Annotated in this window: 13 protein-coding genes; 2 read left to right on the top strand and 11 right to left on the bottom strand. The window is 34.3% G+C overall.

Annotated elements, in window-relative coordinates; genetic code table 11:
- Positions 1 to 33: 33 nt before the first annotated feature.
- From BWZ22_RS10365 to BWZ22_RS10315, 11 genes are all read right to left on the bottom strand, one after another.
- Positions 34 to 309, bottom strand: a complete 276-nt coding sequence (locus BWZ22_RS10365; protein ID WP_076699840.1) for a UxaA family hydrolase — start codon at positions 307 to 309, stop codon at positions 34 to 36.
- Between the two features lies 1 nt (position 310).
- Positions 311 to 1603, bottom strand: a complete 1293-nt coding sequence (locus BWZ22_RS10360; RefSeq protein WP_076699839.1) for an MFS transporter — start codon at positions 1601 to 1603, stop codon at positions 311 to 313.
- 20 nt (positions 1604 to 1623) lie between these two features.
- Positions 1624 to 2379: an SDR family NAD(P)-dependent oxidoreductase gene (locus BWZ22_RS10355; protein ID WP_076699837.1), complete on the bottom strand. Its 756-nt coding sequence runs from the start codon at positions 2377 to 2379 to the stop codon at positions 1624 to 1626.
- Between the two features lie 33 nt (positions 2380 to 2412).
- Positions 2413 to 3105, bottom strand: a complete 693-nt coding sequence (locus BWZ22_RS10350; RefSeq protein WP_076699836.1) for an RraA family protein — start codon at positions 3103 to 3105, stop codon at positions 2413 to 2415.
- Positions 3106 to 3318: 213 nt separating this feature from the next.
- Entirely contained in the window at positions 3319 to 4074 is a 756-nt protein-coding gene (locus BWZ22_RS10345) for a GDSL-type esterase/lipase family protein (protein ID WP_076699834.1), read from the bottom strand.
- Positions 4075 to 4176: 102 nt separating this feature from the next.
- Positions 4177 to 4665: a hypothetical protein gene (locus BWZ22_RS10340; protein WP_076699833.1), complete on the bottom strand. Its 489-nt coding sequence runs from the start codon at positions 4663 to 4665 to the stop codon at positions 4177 to 4179.
- Positions 4666 to 4674: 9 nt separating this feature from the next.
- Complete coding sequence (locus BWZ22_RS10335) at positions 4675 to 6312, bottom strand: hypothetical protein (RefSeq protein WP_076699831.1); 1638 nt, start codon at positions 6310 to 6312, stop codon at positions 4675 to 4677.
- 251 nt (positions 6313 to 6563) lie between these two features.
- On the bottom strand, positions 6564 to 7976 hold the full coding sequence (locus tag BWZ22_RS10330; protein WP_076699830.1) for an L-fucose/L-arabinose isomerase family protein: 1413 nt from the start codon (positions 7974 to 7976) through the stop codon (positions 6564 to 6566).
- 20 nt (positions 7977 to 7996) lie between these two features.
- Positions 7997 to 9193, bottom strand: a complete 1197-nt coding sequence (locus tag BWZ22_RS10325; RefSeq protein WP_198027595.1) for a mandelate racemase/muconate lactonizing enzyme family protein — start codon at positions 9191 to 9193, stop codon at positions 7997 to 7999.
- 29 nt (positions 9194 to 9222) lie between these two features.
- Positions 9223 to 12477 (bottom strand): family 78 glycoside hydrolase catalytic domain, encoded by a 3255-nt coding sequence (locus BWZ22_RS10320; protein ID WP_198027594.1) that lies wholly within the window; start codon positions 12475 to 12477, stop codon positions 9223 to 9225.
- A gap of 13 nt (positions 12478 to 12490) precedes the next feature.
- A complete protein-coding gene (locus BWZ22_RS10315) occupies positions 12491 to 15763 on the bottom strand; it encodes a family 78 glycoside hydrolase catalytic domain (RefSeq protein WP_076699826.1) in 3273 nt (1090 codons plus the stop codon).
- Positions 15764 to 15997: 234 nt separating this feature from the next.
- Between BWZ22_RS10315 and BWZ22_RS10310 the strand changes: the two genes are divergently transcribed.
- Both BWZ22_RS10310 and BWZ22_RS10305 read left to right on the top strand, forming a co-directional pair.
- Positions 15998 to 16873 carry an AraC family transcriptional regulator gene (locus BWZ22_RS10310; RefSeq protein ID WP_076699824.1) on the top strand — a complete coding sequence of 292 codons (876 nt, stop codon included), beginning with the start codon at positions 15998 to 16000 and terminating at the stop codon, positions 16871 to 16873.
- 114 nt (positions 16874 to 16987) lie between these two features.
- Positions 16988 to 18370, top strand: a complete 1383-nt coding sequence (locus BWZ22_RS10305) for a DUF1080 domain-containing protein (RefSeq protein ID WP_076699823.1) — start codon at positions 16988 to 16990, stop codon at positions 18368 to 18370.
- Positions 18371 to 18372 lie beyond the last annotated feature (2 nt).

Genomic DNA, 18372 nt, shown 5'->3' with positions numbered 1-18372 from the left:
TTAATTCAATTAAAAGTAGTATGAATGCTATTGCTATTTTCCTTTACTCAAAACATAATCCGTTTTCAAATTATGACTATGTACATGTTCCCCTAGAAGAATATCTTTGGTGGCGCTACCTATTGATAATCCATATTTTATTATTTTATTTCCTTTTGCCATTGGTTTTATTGCTATTTTATGCCCAAATTCTATGGTTTCTTTTACTATTATCTTAGTGTCTCCAATGGTAATAACATCACCAGCGTTAAAAGTTTGTAACGCAACAACTATAGTATCGTCTTTATGTAGCTGTATAAAATTTTTCATATTATATTTCTAGAGGTTTTATTTGTGGAATCATTAGTTTTAAAATAACCCAAGCCAATAAGTACATTGTGCTGGCTATTACAAAAATAAGTGTATAACTTCCACTAATATCTAAAACCAATCCAACAAACGATGCTGCCAAAGCACCACCTATTGCCCCTGTAAAACCAGATAAACCTACCATAGTTGCAACTGTTTTTTTAGGGTAAATATCTGATACAACGGTAAAAATATTAGAGGCCCAACCTTGATGTGCCGCTGTTGCAAAACCTATAATAATAACCACAACCCAAAGGTTTTTAAAATAAGATGCAAAAATTAATGGTAAAACGAAGATGGCACAAATTAAAATAGCCGTTTTTCGTGCATAATCAATACTCTTTCCTAAATTAATAAACCTAGAAGATAATCCACCTCCAACAACACCCCCAAAACTAGCCATAGAATAAATAATAATAAGTGGCATAATAGCCGATTTAAGATCTATATCTTGGGTTTTATTCAAAAAATCGGGGGTCCAGAATAGAAAAAACCACCAAACCCAATCGGTAATAAAACGAGCTAAGCAAATAGCGTAAGTTTGCTTATATTTAAATAGTGACCGCCAAGTAACATGTGGTACAGCTGCTGATGTATCGCTTTCAAATTCATTGTCTGAAAGAATATGCTCTAATTCTGCTTCTGATACTTTTTTATGATTTTGCGGTGTTCTGTAAATTAATAGCCAAAAAAGAATCCATATAAACCCTAAAGCTCCAGTAATTACAAAGGCCCATTTCCAATTTAAAGATAATGTAATTCCAGCAACAATAATAGGTGCTACAATAGCTCCTATATTTGACCCTGAATTGAAAATACCTGTTGCCAATGCACGTTCTTTTTTAGGAAACCATTCGGCCACTGTTTTTACTGCCGCAGGAAAATTAGCTGCTTCGCCAACACCTAAAATAGACCTTACAATACCAAAGCCTAAAACAGAATGTACAAAAGCATGCAAAACAGCACCGACACTCCATATTATAATCGCGACCGTATAACCTAGTCTAGAACCTAATTTATCCAACATCCGCCCACTAATTAATAGTCCCACGGCATATGCTATTTGAAAAGCCGTAACGATGTAGCCGTAATCGGCCTCCGTCCAATGTAAATCCTTTTCTATAAAGGGTTTTAACAGCCCTATAACCTGTCTATCTATATAATTAATGGTTGTTGCAAAAAATAATAACGCAACTATAATCCACCTTATTTTAGAATCTTTGTTTTTTAAAGTTTTTCCAACAACATTAGTCATAATAAAAGTTTAGGTTATATTTAAAAGCCACCAGCAGCACCGCCATCTATAGGTAAAAAAACGCCATTTACATATTTAGAAGCATCAGAAGCTAAATACAGTGCTGCGTAACCGATATCGTCTGGCTGTCCAAAGTTTTCAGCAGGTATTCTAGCTAGAATTTTAGTTTTTCTTGGTAAATCATGATCGATAGCTTTATGAAGCATTGGTGTTTCTATCCATCCAGGTGCAATAGTGTTTACTCTAACATTATCAACAGCTAGTTCTGCTACCAAACTTCGCATTAATCCCACAACAGCTGTTTTAGCGGTTGAATAGGCTACTACTTGTTTCATTCCCATAACGGCTGTCATGGAACTAATAAGAATAATTGAGCCTTGTTTTCTTTCTATCATACGCTTGGCAAACTCTCTAGTAAGTGCAAAAACACTCATTAAATGCACATTTAAAACACTTAAAAAATCACTATCTGTGGTTTCTACGGCACTCTTTTTTAAATGTGTTCCGGCACAATTCACCAAGACATCCAAAGCACCCCAATTGGTTTCTAAATTGTCAACAAAATCTGGTATTTCATCTAAATTAGAAACATCAAAAGAGATGTACGTACACTTTTCGCCTAATTCAGCTTTAGCGTCTTTAAGTTTGTCTTCATTTCTTCCAACGATTAAAACTTCTGCACCAGCCTTAATAAATATTTTGGCAATACCAAATCCGATGCCACTGCCTCCACCCGTTACTAATGTCTTTTTTCCTTGTAAACTAAAAATGTTCATTGCTATAATTATTTTTATAAATGCTATTTACTATTACATGATTCCATACTTCTCAAAAGCATCTACCGTACTCATGCCATTTTGAAGTGCTTTAAGCACAGTTTTCTCACCTCTTGCCTTTTCTAAAGCTTTTATAAAAACTTCATCTTGAATTTCCTTTGGTACAACAACAACTCCATCTAAATCTCCATACAAAATATCTCCAGGATTAATTCTTACCTTTCCTATTTCAATAGGTACCCTATAATCAACCACCTTGCCTCTTGGCCCTTGGTCCTGTGCATAGGTTCCCATGCTAAAAACAGGGAATCCTAATCTTAATACTTCATTGGTATCTCTAGAATATCCATGTAAAATTGCTCCAGAAGCTTTCAATTTCATGGCTCTAGTACTCATTAAACCGCCCCACAACGCATAACGCAATGAAGCCCCTGTACAGATATACACTTCATCTTCTTTTAGACTATCTAGCGCCTCGAACATAATTCCAAATGGCTTATTGATATAGCTATTTGATGACTTTTCTAACTGTTCTCCAAAAAAATCTGCTTCTAGTACTGGCATTGCCTTACCAAATACAACCAATTTTGAATCTATAGGTTTTATACTTGCTGGTAAGAATTGGTGCAAATACCCCATTTTATCTAAAACATCACCTACCAAAGCAGGAAACAACTCTTTATGTGCAATGGCTTTTAGTTCTTTAAAACTCTTGTAATACAACATTAATTCTATTAAATTTAGCTTAAATTAAAAAACAAAAATAAAGACATAAACTCTCAATATATAGCCTAATTTTGCTATTAGACCTCCATATTGTGCATCTATTAAAATCTAAAAAAATAAACGATAATAACACTTCTGCTTATTACCAATACATTTTCGCTTTTATGTAGTGTTTATAGTTTGCTTAACAAGCGCGTATGACATTAAAAAAAGCTATTGGAAATATTTTATTATTTCATTAGCGATTAACTCATGCCCCTTTTCATTGGGATGATTGCCCTGTGCCATATAACTTTTTAATGTTTCTATGTCATCATACAAAAACTCAAAAGCCTTGTAACTGTCTACTAAACCAATATTGTATGTTTTGGACAGTAATTTGATTTGGTTTGTGTGTTTTTTTAGTATGTTTTTCGGATTTGTATAATCTACAGTATAATCTGGAGAGGGTGTTAACAGAATAACTGGAATATTTTGTTTTAAGGCTAATTCTATCATGTATTTCCAAGCCTGTTTTGCTTTATCTAAGCTTACTCTTCTATCATTTAATCCATAGTCTATAAACAGTACATCGGGCTTATGGTTTAAAACCTCGTCTTTAAATCTTTTCGCTCCTTCAACCGAATTTTCGCCACCAATACTGGTTGTAATCGAATTAATAACGGCATATGGATATTTAGCTTTTAACTTTTTTAAAACCAACTGAGGGTATGCAGATAAGGTATTAACGTTGGGTGTTTTAAAATATCCTGAAGGCACACTATGTCCGTGAAAAACAAGATTTATAGTCTTATTCTCCGGCCATTTTTTTTGAAGCTCTAATTTTACAGCATTCAAATAAATATCTTCATGTAAACTATCAACCGTAGTTTCTTGAGAAAACATATTTAAGCTAAATAATATTAATCCAATACAACTTAACATCATTTTAAATAAATGTTTTTTCTCTTTTAATTTTTTTAATCTCATGAGATTAACAGATTTTTCACTAAAAAACTAACTGCGTACTTATAAACTTCTTCAGTTTCAATTTTAAAACACCTTAACCTATTTTAAGCAAGTCTATAAACCTTAATTCTTATGAAGGTACATGCTTTCGCCAATCACAGTTTTTTGAACTTTAGCTTCGTTTGATTTCACTAATACAGAATTATTATTCATGTAAATATCCACTTTTTTATCTTTTATTTTCAGTCCTTTCAGTTCAAATTCCGTAAACAAATCTGTTTTATTTGGTTTTATAAGCACCTCTCCTCTTGCTGTATATTCTAATCCCAATAAACCAAAAAGAATGGATTGTGTTGAAGTAATTCCGGCTATTATATTAGCACGTCCGTTTCGACGATAATCAATATCATCTGCAATGATGGCCTGAGGGTAATAAGGAAAATGCTTCCCCCACCACAATATCCTGCTTAATACATTTTCGGCCATATCTGGATGACCCGATAAATATAAATCCTCAACTAATTCAGGAGCATCACCTGCATAAACTCCCGGTCCGCCCCAATCAGCATCATTAAGATCGTAAGCTGGATCGAGCTTTGATAAACTATGCACGCCAAACTGCTATAAGAACTCCTTTTCGTTAAGATGACTAAGAATTTTTTGCTCTTGATCTTTAGATAATACATTACACCTTAACATATCGAATATTTGAACAGAGGGGAAAAATTGACGTTGACCTGACGTATCAAGCGTTAAAAACCATTGTTCCTCGTCCGACCATAATTTTTCTGTTAATAGCTTTGATAACGCATTGGCACGCGAAGATAGATTGAGAGAAGGTACTTTTGCCCAATCACAAAGTTCATCAACAGCCCTGTACGACCAACATCGTTCGGCATTAGGACTGGGAACGAAATGTTGATAACGGTCTGTTTTTTTGAGTTCTAACAAATTATGATTTGAACCATAATCAACAAGTCCAACATGCTTAGTAATATCATCTTTAAATAGAGCCTGATCAATACAATAATCTATTACTGTTTTATTGTTAATCTTTTCAGAAAGGAAGGCACGGTCACCAGAAATAAGAACATAATCGTAAATTGTACGAATAGCAGAATATTGATTATATGAATACCATGGACCAATACCTTCTCCGGTTATTGGAGTAAAAGCATAGTGACTTTTGGCATCTGTTTTAATACCTTGAATAATTTGATTTTTCCATGCCTGACGGTTATAAATTGGCATAATCTTCGAAATATATGCATATCCCCACAAATATGAGCACATTGCTCCTCCGTCAATACCCGATTCTGCAAAATAAGGCTGAAGTAATAATTCATCTTTGTTCCACTCAACGCTAAGCAAACTTAGAATTCCGCGTTTATAAAATAAATCGAATTCTGGATTCGAAGATTTTATATGCCCCAAATTATCATAGGCTTGAGTTAATCTCGCATTCCAACGCTCTCTAGCTTCCCGAATATCATCACGAACCTGCATGTTGGATTCGTTTAATTGATTTTTACCTGTATATGAAACCACTACTGTAAATTGTTTATTTGCCCCAGACTTTACAGTTACATTACTTTCAATACTATTGTTGATTTTTTGAACATCGATATTATCAGTCGAAATTTTTATTTTACCATCATCAGATTTAAATAACAATTCATTCTCTAAAGACGTGGGGGCTAAAACAGCTTTACTTTTGGCATCACGAGGCGCCCATATCCAAAGGCTATCATAATTTGACAGGTAGGGCTCAGCACTTATCTTAATTGGTACTGCAATATCTTCCTCTTGTGGGTTTGAAAGCTCGTAAACCAAGACGGTTTTTGTTGAATTCGTAGGAACGAGGAGACATTTTATTTTAATCCCATTTATTTCTGAATATTGTATGATCTCTCCTGGTTTCCAATTATAGTATTCTGTTTTAATTTTTTTTCCGAAAAATTTCACACCCATTTGAAATGGCGATAAATTTAAAGGGGGACTATAAATTTTGGTTATTCCACCTATACCTTCAAAATCAGGATTTATGGTCTGAATTTCGTTTGACACCCATAAATGTCGTTTTTCTAGAATGCAATTGTCCGAATTAATGGAAAGTTCTTCAATCTGTGGAAAGGGATTTTCAAAAATACTAACTTCTTCTTTTTCTTGACAAGAACTAAAAGCAAGAAATATAAAGCTGAAGATATAAATTTGACATTTCGATTTTGAATAATTATTAAGGAATTTTAGGGTCTTCATATAGTTTTAGTTGCTAGTTTTTTCTAAAAATTAATAATGTATTTAAATGGTCACTAATTTTTATAACCATTTAACTTAAACATGTTTTTCAACGCTATAATTAATAAAACACAAAACTAATTACATGAGCAACGTTATTAGCAACCCTTTTTTGCTATTAAACCACCATTTTGAGCAAAAAAGCTTAACGCATTATACTAGAACATGAGTTAAGCCTTTTTTTAAATGTTTATTTTTAATCTTAGATTAAATTAACAAATACGAACTACCCGTAAATTTAAAATATTACCTAATTTTTCAATTTTATTAGCAATATGCCCCACACCAATAGCACAGTGATGAGATGGCCCTTGTTTAGACCATTCATTCATAAATGCTCTGGCACCAATTGAAAAACGGTAACGGCTATTGGTATTCCCTATTTGTAATATTGGACCTTCTACAGATTCGCCTTCTGCCACTAATAAAAACACATCATCTTTTCCTTCTACAACCGATAATAAAGTTACAGGACCATGTTTTACTGTCATTTGGATAGACAAGCCTTTGCCTGGTTTTCCATGGTAAACTGGTAAAGGCACCAATTGTACATTCCCTTCTGCAATAGCAAAATGTGCAGGCCCATCGTGTCCTAACATCACGATATCATCATTAAAATCCATGGCATAAAACTCAGAAAAGGAACCACCAACTCCAAAAGCATCCATAATTTTCATGGCTTGGGCGTTCTTTACTTCGTACTCTCCTGCAACTGGTACATTTTTACCCGTTAATAAAGTGTTTCCTGCAATGACAGAGGTTACAATATTCTCGTATTCATTAGCAGTTTCACCTTCATAATAATATGCCATTGACCCTAAGTTATGATTTTTCACCAATTTATCTAAGGCTATGGATGTTTTTGCGGCACGAATCAATTCGGCTTCCTCGCATGCGTCTACCACTTCAAAAGTCGATTTAAACTCTTCTATTTTTTCTTCTATTTCAGCTGAAGTAACCGCATCGCGATATTTTTTCACTTCGCACATTTCAACTATTTCTATGTGCGTACCAAAAGCTGAAGATTGTTTGGTTAAATCGGAGTACACATCTAACATACCAGCATAATAATGTCCTAAAACCCCCAGGCGATTATTGTTCATTACCGAGGCTACTCGAGTGGCATCTATCCAATCTTGAATTTCATCCCAAACAGCTTGTTCATCGAGATACCCTGTTACAAACTCATAATCAATACCAGAGCGATTAAATACATTTGCCAACTCTGGAACGGAACAAGCCTGACAATGTGCTAACCATTCGCCTGTCATTTTACCTCTATCACCTAATGCATTGAAACTCTCGTAATCTATGGCTGCGAAAGGTTGTATGTTTAATATCACTATAGGACATTTTACTTTTTGTACCACAGGTAAAACCGTGGATGATAAAGCGTAAGTTGAGACATATAAAAAAAGAATATCGACATCTTCCGTTTTTAACACTTGTGCCTTTTCTCTAGCTACAATTGGCGAATCCACCAAACCAACATTTACAACCTCAGCACCAAAACCCTCCATTTTATCGGCTATTTGTTGTTGATACCCTTCTAAACGTTCTAACAAGCCTTCAAATTGTGGCCAATAGGTATCTAAACCTATTCCAAATAATCCTACTTTTATCATTTTAATTTGTCTTTCAATTTCTATATTTCAACGTATAATTTACTTACCTTTTTTAATCGGTTGACATCTATTTCTAAACCAAAGCCCGGTACTGGTTTAAAGGAATAATATCCATTAGACTCCTTTTTTGTAGCTGCGCTTTGCAAACATTCTAAATAGGTTTTAGAATCTTCTTTTTTCTCAATCGCTTCTACCCAAGTGGCTCCAACACCTATCGCTATTTGTTGCCAAGCAGAACAAGCTGGACCAACCAAACTATCATCACCAATCATTACTTTTGCACCTATTTCCTTTACTTTATGCGCTAATTTTGCTGTGTGGGTTAAACTTCCCATCGTAGAGGGATGCAAATTATAAATGTGTCCCATGCCTTTTTGCATGGTGTTGATCCCTTTCCAAGCGGGACGCATCGGCGCATCTGGAATTAGAGTTAAATCTCCCACCATTTCTTGCAATTGTATCCATTGTTCTGTTTTCAAATGTGCAGGGTCTTCAATAGCATTTAATCCATTAGCTTTAAAACGATTTAAAATGGATTTTAATTCATCTAAAGATTTCCACTTTTTATAGCCTTTATTTACATCTGAAATTACTACAGCTTCATCTCCTAAAACATCTCTAATGGTTTTGAGAAGTTTCAGGTCCACTTTTTCATCGCCATACATTTTGAATTTTAGATGATGCCCTAAGTTCTGCTCAATGCTTTTTTCGGCTTCTTTTCTTACCTTATTTTCGTCTTTATCTAATATGCAGTACAAGCCAGGAACGGGATTTGTTCCTTTTAATCTTAATAGTTCTACAGCAGATTTATTTTGAAGTCTTCCTGATAAATCCAAAAGTGCCATATCTAAAGATTCTAGCATTTTTAAAGATCGTTTAGATCCTAAAACTTGTTCTGACGCTAATCGTTTTTGGGCTTCACCCAAGGTTAAACCTTTAAATTTTTCTAGATATTTAACCCATTCTGTAGGCTGATAATTGGGATTATTTTTTGATGCGGGCGTTTCTGTCCAACCATAAAAATCTCCCGCCGATATTTTTATGAATAAATGCTGACGGTTATGCCATGTACCCCAAGAAAAATAGCGAGGTATATTAATATCATATCGAAATATTTCAATTTTAGTAATTTTTTCGTTTAAATATTCTGAACTATTTTTTCCTGAACAAGCAGATAATAATGGATATGTTGCACCCAATATCCCGAATGCGGACATACTTTTTATAAAATTTCGCCGATTTGTTTTCATTGCTTATCCATAAAAATTTTCAGTTCTGAAATCGATGGTGCTTGTTTTGCATCAACAATAAAAACCCTAAATTTTGTAGATTCAATAGTATCAAATTGATGCGTTTTGTTTGCGCCACATGCAGTTCCTTTTACAATATCCTTCCATACGCCATTTTTCCAATATTGTAGTTTATAAGAAGTGATATTATTCTCATATTCATCAACAACAACCTGATTAAACGTTTGAGGTTTCACCCATTCTACCTCCAAATATTGATTTTTGGTTTCTGTAGCTAACCAGCGTGTTTCATCATCTTCATCATTGACTCTAAAAGCTTCAAAAACGGGTAGTTTTTCTGATTGAATAAACATTGATGATGCGTTCATCCTACCTAATTTTGCCAGATTTTCTATGTTGTTTAACGGCTCTGGAAATTGAGTTTTCGGCAATTCATCTACTTTAAAATCATACACTCCTGAAGTAACATTATAAATCACATAATTACCAACAGCTTTACTTTTTTCTGTGCCCACAAAAGATATATTTTCTGCATTTTCTGCTAAAGCTCCACTTTCTTGTATGCCATCTCTTGCTTTGGCGGGTAAATACACTGTAGCCATTGTATTTAAAGGTACCTCAATATGAAATGTTGCTCCTTTGCCTTCTTTTTTCCAGTTAACGACTACATTACCATACATGGATTGATATTCGGTATTTACAAAACTTAAATCGCCAACTGGCGCTGGCTTAATAAGCATGTTTTGCATCCCTGGTTGTTCTGGATTTGAACGAATACCTCCAAAACCTTTGATAAAATATCCACCAATTCCTGTATAACAGGTATGAATTTGACTGTTTCCTACAGCCGACCAACGCTCAGGCCATACTGTTTTACCCTGTTCTAAAAAGTATCCGTAACTAGGGTGGTGCTTGTCTCTTAGTAGTTCGTAAATTAAATCCATACGCTCTCCAGACTCAATAAAATAACGCGTATAAAGTGCCTGACCAGAACTACCGGTATCGTAATATGGAAATTTATACAAAACATTATCTTCTAAAACGGCTTCTACTTTTTCTTTTTCTGAAGCTGGCGTTACACCCGACAATAAAGCAAAAGCTTGATCTACCTGATACCCTTTTACGTATTTACCCGTTTCTGGATTATACGATAATTTATGGGTAGCTTCACGTTGTACTTTTAGTCGATTTTTATAGATGTTAGCATCTTTAGTGTTACCTAAAACTTCGGCAATTCGCATTGCATTTTCTAACATAAACGCATACAAACAATTGTTAAAATGAACCGCTTCAGGTGAGTTACTACTAGTCCAAAAGTTACCTCGTGGCGTACACCAATCGCCCAAACCTGGAAATTCTCTTAAACCTTGCGTTCCTGTTTTTAAAGCCCCTCCTGTTGAGTAATTAGAATGTTCATAAAGCCAAGTCATCCATTTTTGCATAGATTCATAATTATCCTCCAACACTTTTTTATCGCCCAACATCCGGTAGGTTTCCCAAACCGTTAATGGGTTATTGGCTTTCCACATTAAAAACGGACGGTCTTCTTCATTAACTACTGCACGTATTTTTCCGTCTGGAAATTGTGCATCTCTAGTATATTGTAAATACTGATCCATATATGCACCACTTTCAAAATTTGGTAAAGCATCGCCATACATAGCGGCTACTGTAACTTCTCCCCAACCACGGCGTTCGCGGTGTGGACAATCGACCAAAATACCATCCATAGTATTGGCTAAGTAGGTGTTTAGATTGATTTTATAAATTTTATTCAGTTGTTCACTTGATGATTCAAATTTGCTAATTTGCTTACGGTTATTGGTAACAACATAACCTTTAATATCTTTTAATTCTGGTTGGTAATTTAGTCCGTAAACGGTAATCCAACGGCCACCAGCAACATTAAAGCGGTTAGTAAACTTGCCTTTACCAGACTTCCCGTAAATGTATTTACTCTTTTGGTTCCAGTTCATGACCACAGCGGTTTGGTCGCTAATCTCAAACAAAATAGAATCGCCTGCTTTACCGTTGTATAAATTCATTTCGAAGAATCCCGTATAATTCTCTCCCATATCAATACGATAGGTACCATCTTCATTTTTCTTAATACCTTTAGGTTTTACCTCCTTAAATTTTACTTGAGGCTCAACCATTTGAGCACTTAGTTTAGCAGTTATTGGAGCATATAAAGCCCTAACCTCTCTATTTTTATTACTATTAAGCGCAAAACTGATGTTGTTTCCTTCTGGTATTTTAGCATTTAGTTCTTTATGATTGTAAACACTGGCATTCATCCAATTACTATCATCATATTCAGCAGTATTCCAATCGTCCTCTCTTTTTCTATCGTCAATAGTTTCGCCACCAAAACGCAGGATATCCCAATCACCATAATATTCGCTGTGGCTTTTTTTAGTTTTCCAAGTAGTGTCTGATTTTAAAGTTATCTGCTCTCCTCCCGCTACTATTTCAGCTTGCGCTTTAAAAACAAAAGGAATTAATCGATACTCCCGAATTCGTCTCCAACGCGACCAGCCCGCCGCATGCCAAATAGCGATAACGTTATCGCCTTTTTTTAATTTATCTGAAATATCGTAAGTTAAATATGGAATGCGTTTTTTCATGTAAGAAGACACCGGATTCATTACATTATCCGTAATTTTTTCGCCATTTACATACAGTTCGTGATAGCCAAAAGAGCCCACAAATACAAATGCTGATTCAGGAGTTTCTTTTAATTCGAAATTTTTTCTATACCAATTGTGGTCTGTTTTTTTCTGATCAGGTTTAAGAATCCAATCGCCTTTCCAATCGGATGGTTTGAGTAATCCCATTGAAAACTTAGCGGGTTCACTCCATTTTGAAGCATTACCATCTTTATCCCAAATTTTTACTTTCCAGAAATATTGTTTTGCAGATTGTAATGCATTACCCTGATAAGTGTTATTTACAGATTGATTAGAGGTTACTTTTCCTGAATCCCAAACATCGCCATTGTTGTTTTTAAGTTTCTCTAAACTACTTGATACTAGTATTTGATAAGCCGTTTGTTTTTGTCCTCTCTCCAGGTTTTCTTGTTTCAATTTCCAACTTAATCGAGGCGCTGTATTGTCTATTCCTAAAGGGTTAATTTTATATTCACACCTTAGGTCAAAAACTTCAATTGTTGTCTCATCAGAACAACTTAAAGCGATAAACGCCATTAAAACAAGAATTAGCTTTCTGTATATATTTAAATTTTCTTTCACAAGTACAAGGTTCTTATTCAACGTTATATATTTTAATTTCAGAAATCATTGGTTTTGTCTTTGCTTCTGATATCAACAATCTACATTTTGATGTCGTAATGGCTGTAAAATCATGATTCTTATTAGCTCCACAAACAGAGCCACTTGCAATAGTTTTCCAGTTACCATTTTCTAAATATTGAATGGTATAATTAGTAATATTATTTCCAACCTCATCAACAATCACTTTGTTAAAGGTTTGCGGTTTAAACCACTCTATTTCTATCCATTCATTTGATGCAGAACTTGCTTTCCAATGTGTTTCTTGATTTTCATCGTTAGCACGAAAAGCTTCAAAAACAGGTAATTTTTCAGATTGAATAGTCATGGAAGAAGCATTCATTCTTCCTATAGTTGCTAAATTATCGGATTCCATAATCGGGTCTGGATAAGTTACTTTTGGTAATTCTGACACTTTGAAATCATAAACCCCAGAGCCCACTTTATAGATAATATAATTACCCACAGCATCACTTTTTTCAGTCCCAATATATACAATGCCTTCTGAGGATTCTGCTACGCTTTCGCCTTCAAAAACGACTTCTTTTTTAGTTGCCGGAATATATATTTTTGCTGATGTATTAACTGGAACTTCAATATGAAATGTGGCACTTTCTGATGTTTTTTCCCAATTAGAAATAATTTTACCATACATAGATTTATACTCTGTATTGACAAAAGTTAAATCTCCAACAGGTGCTGGTTTAACCATAAAGTGTTGCATGCCTTGTTTATCATTATCTGGACGAATACCTGCAAATCCTTTTATAAAATAGCCACCAATACCCGTATAGCAAGTATGTATTTGGCTATTCCCAATGGCCGACCAACGCTCTGGCCACACCGTTTTACCTTGCTCTATAAAATATCCATAACTTGGGTGGCGTTTGTCTTTCAACAATTCATAAATCAAATCCATACGTTCACCGTATTCTGTAAAATAGCGCGTGTATAATGCCTGTCCAGAACTACCGGTATCGTAATACGGAAACTTATACAGCACTTGGTCTATCAAATTATTATACACTTTTTCTTTTTCGGAATTTGGAGTAACGCCAGAGATTAAGGCAAAAGCTTGATTTACCTGATGACCGAGACCATACTTACCGGTTTCTGAATTATAAATATTTGCATGGGTTGCTTTACGTTGTACTGCTAATCGTTTTTTATAAATTTCTGCATCTTCTTGTTTATTTAAAGCTTCTGCTATGTGTAATGCATTTTCTAGCATAAAGGCATACACACAATTGTTAAAGTGTGCCGATTCTGGCGAATTACTTGAGGTCCAAAAATTACCTCTTGGCGTACACCAGTCGCCTAAACCTGGAAATTCTAAGGAACCTCGTGTACCGATTTTAAGTCCTCCTCCTGCATCGTAATCCGAGTGTTCATAGAGCCATTGCATCCATTTTTGTAGGGTTGGATAATGATTTTCTAGCAGTTTTTTATCACCTAGCATTCGGTAAGTTTCCCAAATGGTTATTGGGCTATTTGCCATCCACATTAAAAACTCAAAATCATCACCATTAATTACCGCCCGCATTTTACCATCATCAGCTTGGGCGTCTTGCATAAATTGGGCGTATTGCGCCATATAAGCGCCACTTTCAAAATTTGGTAAAGCATCGCCATACATGGCAGCTACAGTAACTTCTCCCCAACCACGGCGTTCGCGATGCGGACAATCTACTAAAATACCATCAATAGTATTAGCGATATAGGTATTTAAATTAACTTGGTAGATTTGATTTAGTAGTTTGCTTGAACTTTTGAATTTACTAATTTGTTTTCGGTTATTAGTAATCACATAGCCTTTAATATCTTTTAAATCTGGTTTGTAATTAATCCCTTCAATAGTTACCCAACGTCCTCCTGCCAAGTTAAAACGATTGGTAAAATGTCCTGTTCCTGTTTTATCAAAAACATATTTGCTACGTTGATTCCAAGATGATTTTACAACTTTTCTATCTGCAATTTTAAACGTCACGGTATCGCCTTCTTTACCATTAAAAAGATTCATTTCAAAAAAACCCGTGTAGTTTTCTCCCATATCAACCACATAATTTCCTTCCTCATCTTTTTGAACACCAATGGGTTTTACTTCTTTATACTTTACTTGTGGCTCAACCATTTGAGCACTTAAAGTTGCCGTAATTTTACTTGTTGGTGGGTTTGCATCTGTACTCGGAACAACAATAGCGCCCTTTGGCCCTAAATTAATATTGGCAATACCAACTTCTTTAGCTTTACTATTATCAAAAACCACTGCGTTTTGCCAGTTAGAGTCGTTATAGCCAACCGTATTCCAATCATCTTCACGTAAACGTTCGTCTATAATCTCACCACCAAAATCTTTAATATCCCAGCGTCCAACATAAGCACTGTAACTCTTTTTACATTTCCAAGATGCATCTGTGTTAAGTACTACATTTTTATTCCCAAGGTTAATATCGGCTTGGGCTTTAAACACAAAGGGCGCATCGTAATAAGCTTTTACTCTTCCCCAACGCGACCATCCAGCCGCATGCCAAATACCAATAACATTATCGCCTTTTTTAAGATGGTTTTTAATATCATAGGTTAAATAAGGTAAGCGCTTTTTTACGAATGAATACACAGGATTCATAACCGCATTACTTACTTTTTGTCCATTGACGTATACTTCGTGATACCCAAAAGATGCGACATAAATAAATGCTGATTGCGGATTTTCTTCTAGCTTAAAGTTTTTTCTATACCAATTATGATCTTTTTTATTTTGATCTTTTTTGTAAATCCACTCGGCTTTCCAATCATCTTGATGTAATAACCCCATTGAAAAGCGAGCCACTTTGCTCCAATTAGAAACATTATTTGAAACATCCCATACTCTTACTTTCCAAAAATATTGCTTTGCAGACTCCAAACTATTACCATTAAATTTCACATTAACAGATTGATTAGAGCTTATTTTTCCAGAGTCCCAGACATCTCCAATATTATTATCTAAATGCTTTAGGTTACTGGCTACCAAAATTTGATATGCCGTTTGTTTTTGTCCTCTGGTTTGGTTTTTATCAACAAGATTCCAACTAAACCTTGGCGCAGTGTTATCTATTCCTAATGGGTTTGTTCTGTACTCTAATTTTAAATCTGCCAATTCCAGAGTTGAAACTGATTTACAGGCTAAAAAACTAGCGCATAGTGCCATTGTAAAAAAAGCAAAAAGATACTTTAGTGATGTGGTGTAGTTTAGTTGAATTTTCATTTTTAAATAGAAATAGTTGTTTTTATACTAATAAAAAACACATGTTAGTTTTTAAAAGTGCCCCAATACATTATTAAATCGTTTTAAAGATATTTATAGAGTCTTAATTTATTATCCTGTAATATCATGTATTGGATAAAGAAAATTTTTGACATAAAATTTCAACTCATAAATTTCGTAATTATTAATGCATTTATCTATTAACATTTTGATATATTAGTTGCACAAAATGACATGAAAAATAAATACCGAAAATACCTAATTACCTCTGAAAAAGATAAATCATGGGGTTTTTACATAAATAACTTAGGACGAAATGTTATAAAAAAATATGCCAAATACCCATCCATGGATCATCCTGACCAGTATATTTTTACTTGGGAAAAAGGACGTGTTTTAAATGAATTCCACATTGTTTTAATAACTAAGGGAACGGGGATTTTTGAAAGCCACGCTACTGGAAAAATAAAAGTGTCTGATGGTGATATTTTTTTATTATTTCCGGGTGTTTGGCATCGCTACAAACCCCAAAAAAGTACAGGTTGGACAGAACGTTGGGTTGGGTTTTCTGGTGCCATTGCCAATCAATTTTTATCCAATGGTTTTTTTAATGCTGATGAACCTATTGTTTCTAAATGCAATACACCTGCAGTATTACATCATTTTAACACACTATTCAAATTATTTGATGAAGCTACTTATGGCTATCAACATGTGGCTTCTGGAGTTTGTATTCAGTTGATGGCAGAATTGCATAATATTAAAAGCGGTGGTAGTAACTTGGACGATTTAAATTCTATGATATCTCGTGCAAAAAGCATCATGTATAAAAACATAAACAGTTCTATTAATCTTATTGAAATAGCTTCGGATTTGGGCGTAAGTTATTCTAAATTCCGAATAGATTTTAAGAAACAAACGGGAGTTTCTCCTCTACAATATCATTTACTATTAAAAATTGAAAAATCTAAAGAGTTACTATTAAACTCTAATAAATCTCAAAAAGAAATTGCTTTCGAATTGGGTTTTGAATCACATCACTACTTCAATAGATTATTTAAGAAAAAAACAAACTTAACACCTAAGCAATTCCGTCTTAAGGAAAAATAAAAATAAAACCCCCTCTGTTTTCAGGATACTACAGGTTACTTTCATTCATAATGTTTAATATTTTTGATTAACTTTACCTTAATAATATACTTTTTTCATTAAACCAAAAACTATATGAAACCCTTCAAATTATTTATTATTTCAATTTTAACCACTTCAATATTTTGCTCATGTGGTAAACAAGAACAAGAAATTCCATGGGTAAATTTAATCCCAAACAACTCCTTAGATGGTTGGAACATTAAAAACGGCAACGCAACCTACAAAAATGAAAATGGCACTATTATTGGGACTACAGTAGATAACTCTCCAAACACATTTCTATGTACAAATACCTTTTATGACGATTTTATTTTTGAAATAGATTTTAAAGTAGACCCATCTATGAACTCAGGAATTCAAATAAGAAGTAATACACTCCCATATTATAAAGATGGTATTGTTCATGGATATCAAGTTGAAATAGACCCATCAAAACGTGCTTGGAGTGGCGGCATTTATGATGAAAAAAGAAGAAAATGGCTAAATCCTTTAGTAAACAACCCCAAAGCACAAGCAGCCTTTAAACAAAATGAATGGAACCACTTTAGGGTTGAAGCTATTGGAGATACCATAAAAACTTGGATAAACAACGTACCTGCAGCTTATTTAATTGATGACAAGACAGCTTCGGGATTTATAGGTTTACAAGTTCATGGTATTGGGAAACATAAAGAAAAAATAGGCAAACAAATTTTGTGGAAAAATGCCAAAATTCTTACTACAGATTTGGATAAATATTCTACCCAAAGCCCGCTTAAACCAGTAATTACTAAAAACAACCTAACCTACCAAGAAAAAAGAGATGGCTGGAAAATGCTTTGGGACGGTAAAACCACCAAAGGATGGCGAGGTGCCAAATTAGACAAATTTCCAGATAAAGGCTGGTCTATAGAAAATGGCGAACTCATTGTAGCTGATACTGGTGGAAAAGAATCTGCAGCAGGAGGAGATATAGTAACTATAAAAGACTATAGTAATTTTGAACTAAAAGTAGACTTTAAATTAACTCCTGGAGCAAACAGCGGAATTAAATACTATGTTGACACCGAAATTAACAAAGGTCCTGGTTCATCTATTGGATTAGAATATCAAATTTTAGATGATGAATTACATCCCGACGCAAAACTAGGATCTCACGAAGGCAGTAGAACGGTATGCTCTTTATACGATTTAATTAAGGCAGATCCTAAAAAACCTATTAAACCTATTGGTGAATGGAATACGGCCTACATTAAATCTATAAATAACCATGTAGAACACTGGATAAATGATGTGAAAGTTTTAGAATATGAGCGTGGTAGTGATGAATTTTTAAAATTAGTTTCTGAAAGCAAATATGCAAAGTGGCCTGATTTTGGTTTATTGGAAAAAGGACAAATTTTATTGCAAGACCACGGAGATAAAGTATCTTTTAGAAATATAAAAATTCGTGTACCTAAACAAAAGAAAAAATAAAG

It is taken from the genome of Seonamhaeicola sp. S2-3 (genome assembly GCF_001971785.1).
Classification (GTDB): Bacteria; Bacteroidota; Bacteroidia; order Flavobacteriales; family Flavobacteriaceae; genus Seonamhaeicola.
The sequence above is the reverse complement of the archived record's forward strand: the minus strand, read 5'-3'. Positions and strand labels throughout refer to the sequence as shown.

Excerpts from the sequence above, each read along its gene's own strand:
- BWZ22_RS10365 (WP_076699840.1), bottom strand. The coding sequence starts at position 309 with ATGAAAAATTTTATACAGCTACATAAAGACGATACTATAGTTGTTGCG.
- BWZ22_RS10360 (WP_076699839.1), bottom strand. The coding sequence starts at position 1,603 with ATGACTAATGTTGTTGGAAAAACTTTAAAAAACAAAGATTCTAAAATA.
- BWZ22_RS10355 (WP_076699837.1), bottom strand. The coding sequence starts at position 2,379 with ATGAACATTTTTAGTTTACAAGGAAAAAAGACATTAGTAACGGGTGGA.
- BWZ22_RS10350 (WP_076699836.1), bottom strand. The coding sequence starts at position 3,105 with ATGTTGTATTACAAGAGTTTTAAAGAACTAAAAGCCATTGCACATAAA.
- BWZ22_RS10345 (WP_076699834.1), bottom strand. The coding sequence starts at position 4,074 with ATGAGATTAAAAAAATTAAAAGAGAAAAAACATTTATTTAAAATGATG.
- BWZ22_RS10335 (WP_076699831.1), bottom strand. The coding sequence starts at position 6,312 with ATGAAGACCCTAAAATTCCTTAATAATTATTCAAAATCGAAATGTCAA.
- BWZ22_RS10330 (WP_076699830.1), bottom strand. The coding sequence starts at position 7,976 with ATGATAAAAGTAGGATTATTTGGAATAGGTTTAGATACCTATTGGCCA.
- BWZ22_RS10325 (WP_198027595.1), bottom strand. The coding sequence starts at position 9,193 with ATGTCCGCATTCGGGATATTGGGTGCAACATATCCATTATTATCTGCT.
- BWZ22_RS10315 (WP_076699826.1), bottom strand. The coding sequence starts at position 15,763 with ATGAAAATTCAACTAAACTACACCACATCACTAAAGTATCTTTTTGCT.
- BWZ22_RS10310 (WP_076699824.1), top strand. The coding sequence starts at position 15,998 with ATGAAAAATAAATACCGAAAATACCTAATTACCTCTGAAAAAGATAAA.
- BWZ22_RS10305 (WP_076699823.1), top strand. The coding sequence starts at position 16,988 with ATGAAACCCTTCAAATTATTTATTATTTCAATTTTAACCACTTCAATA.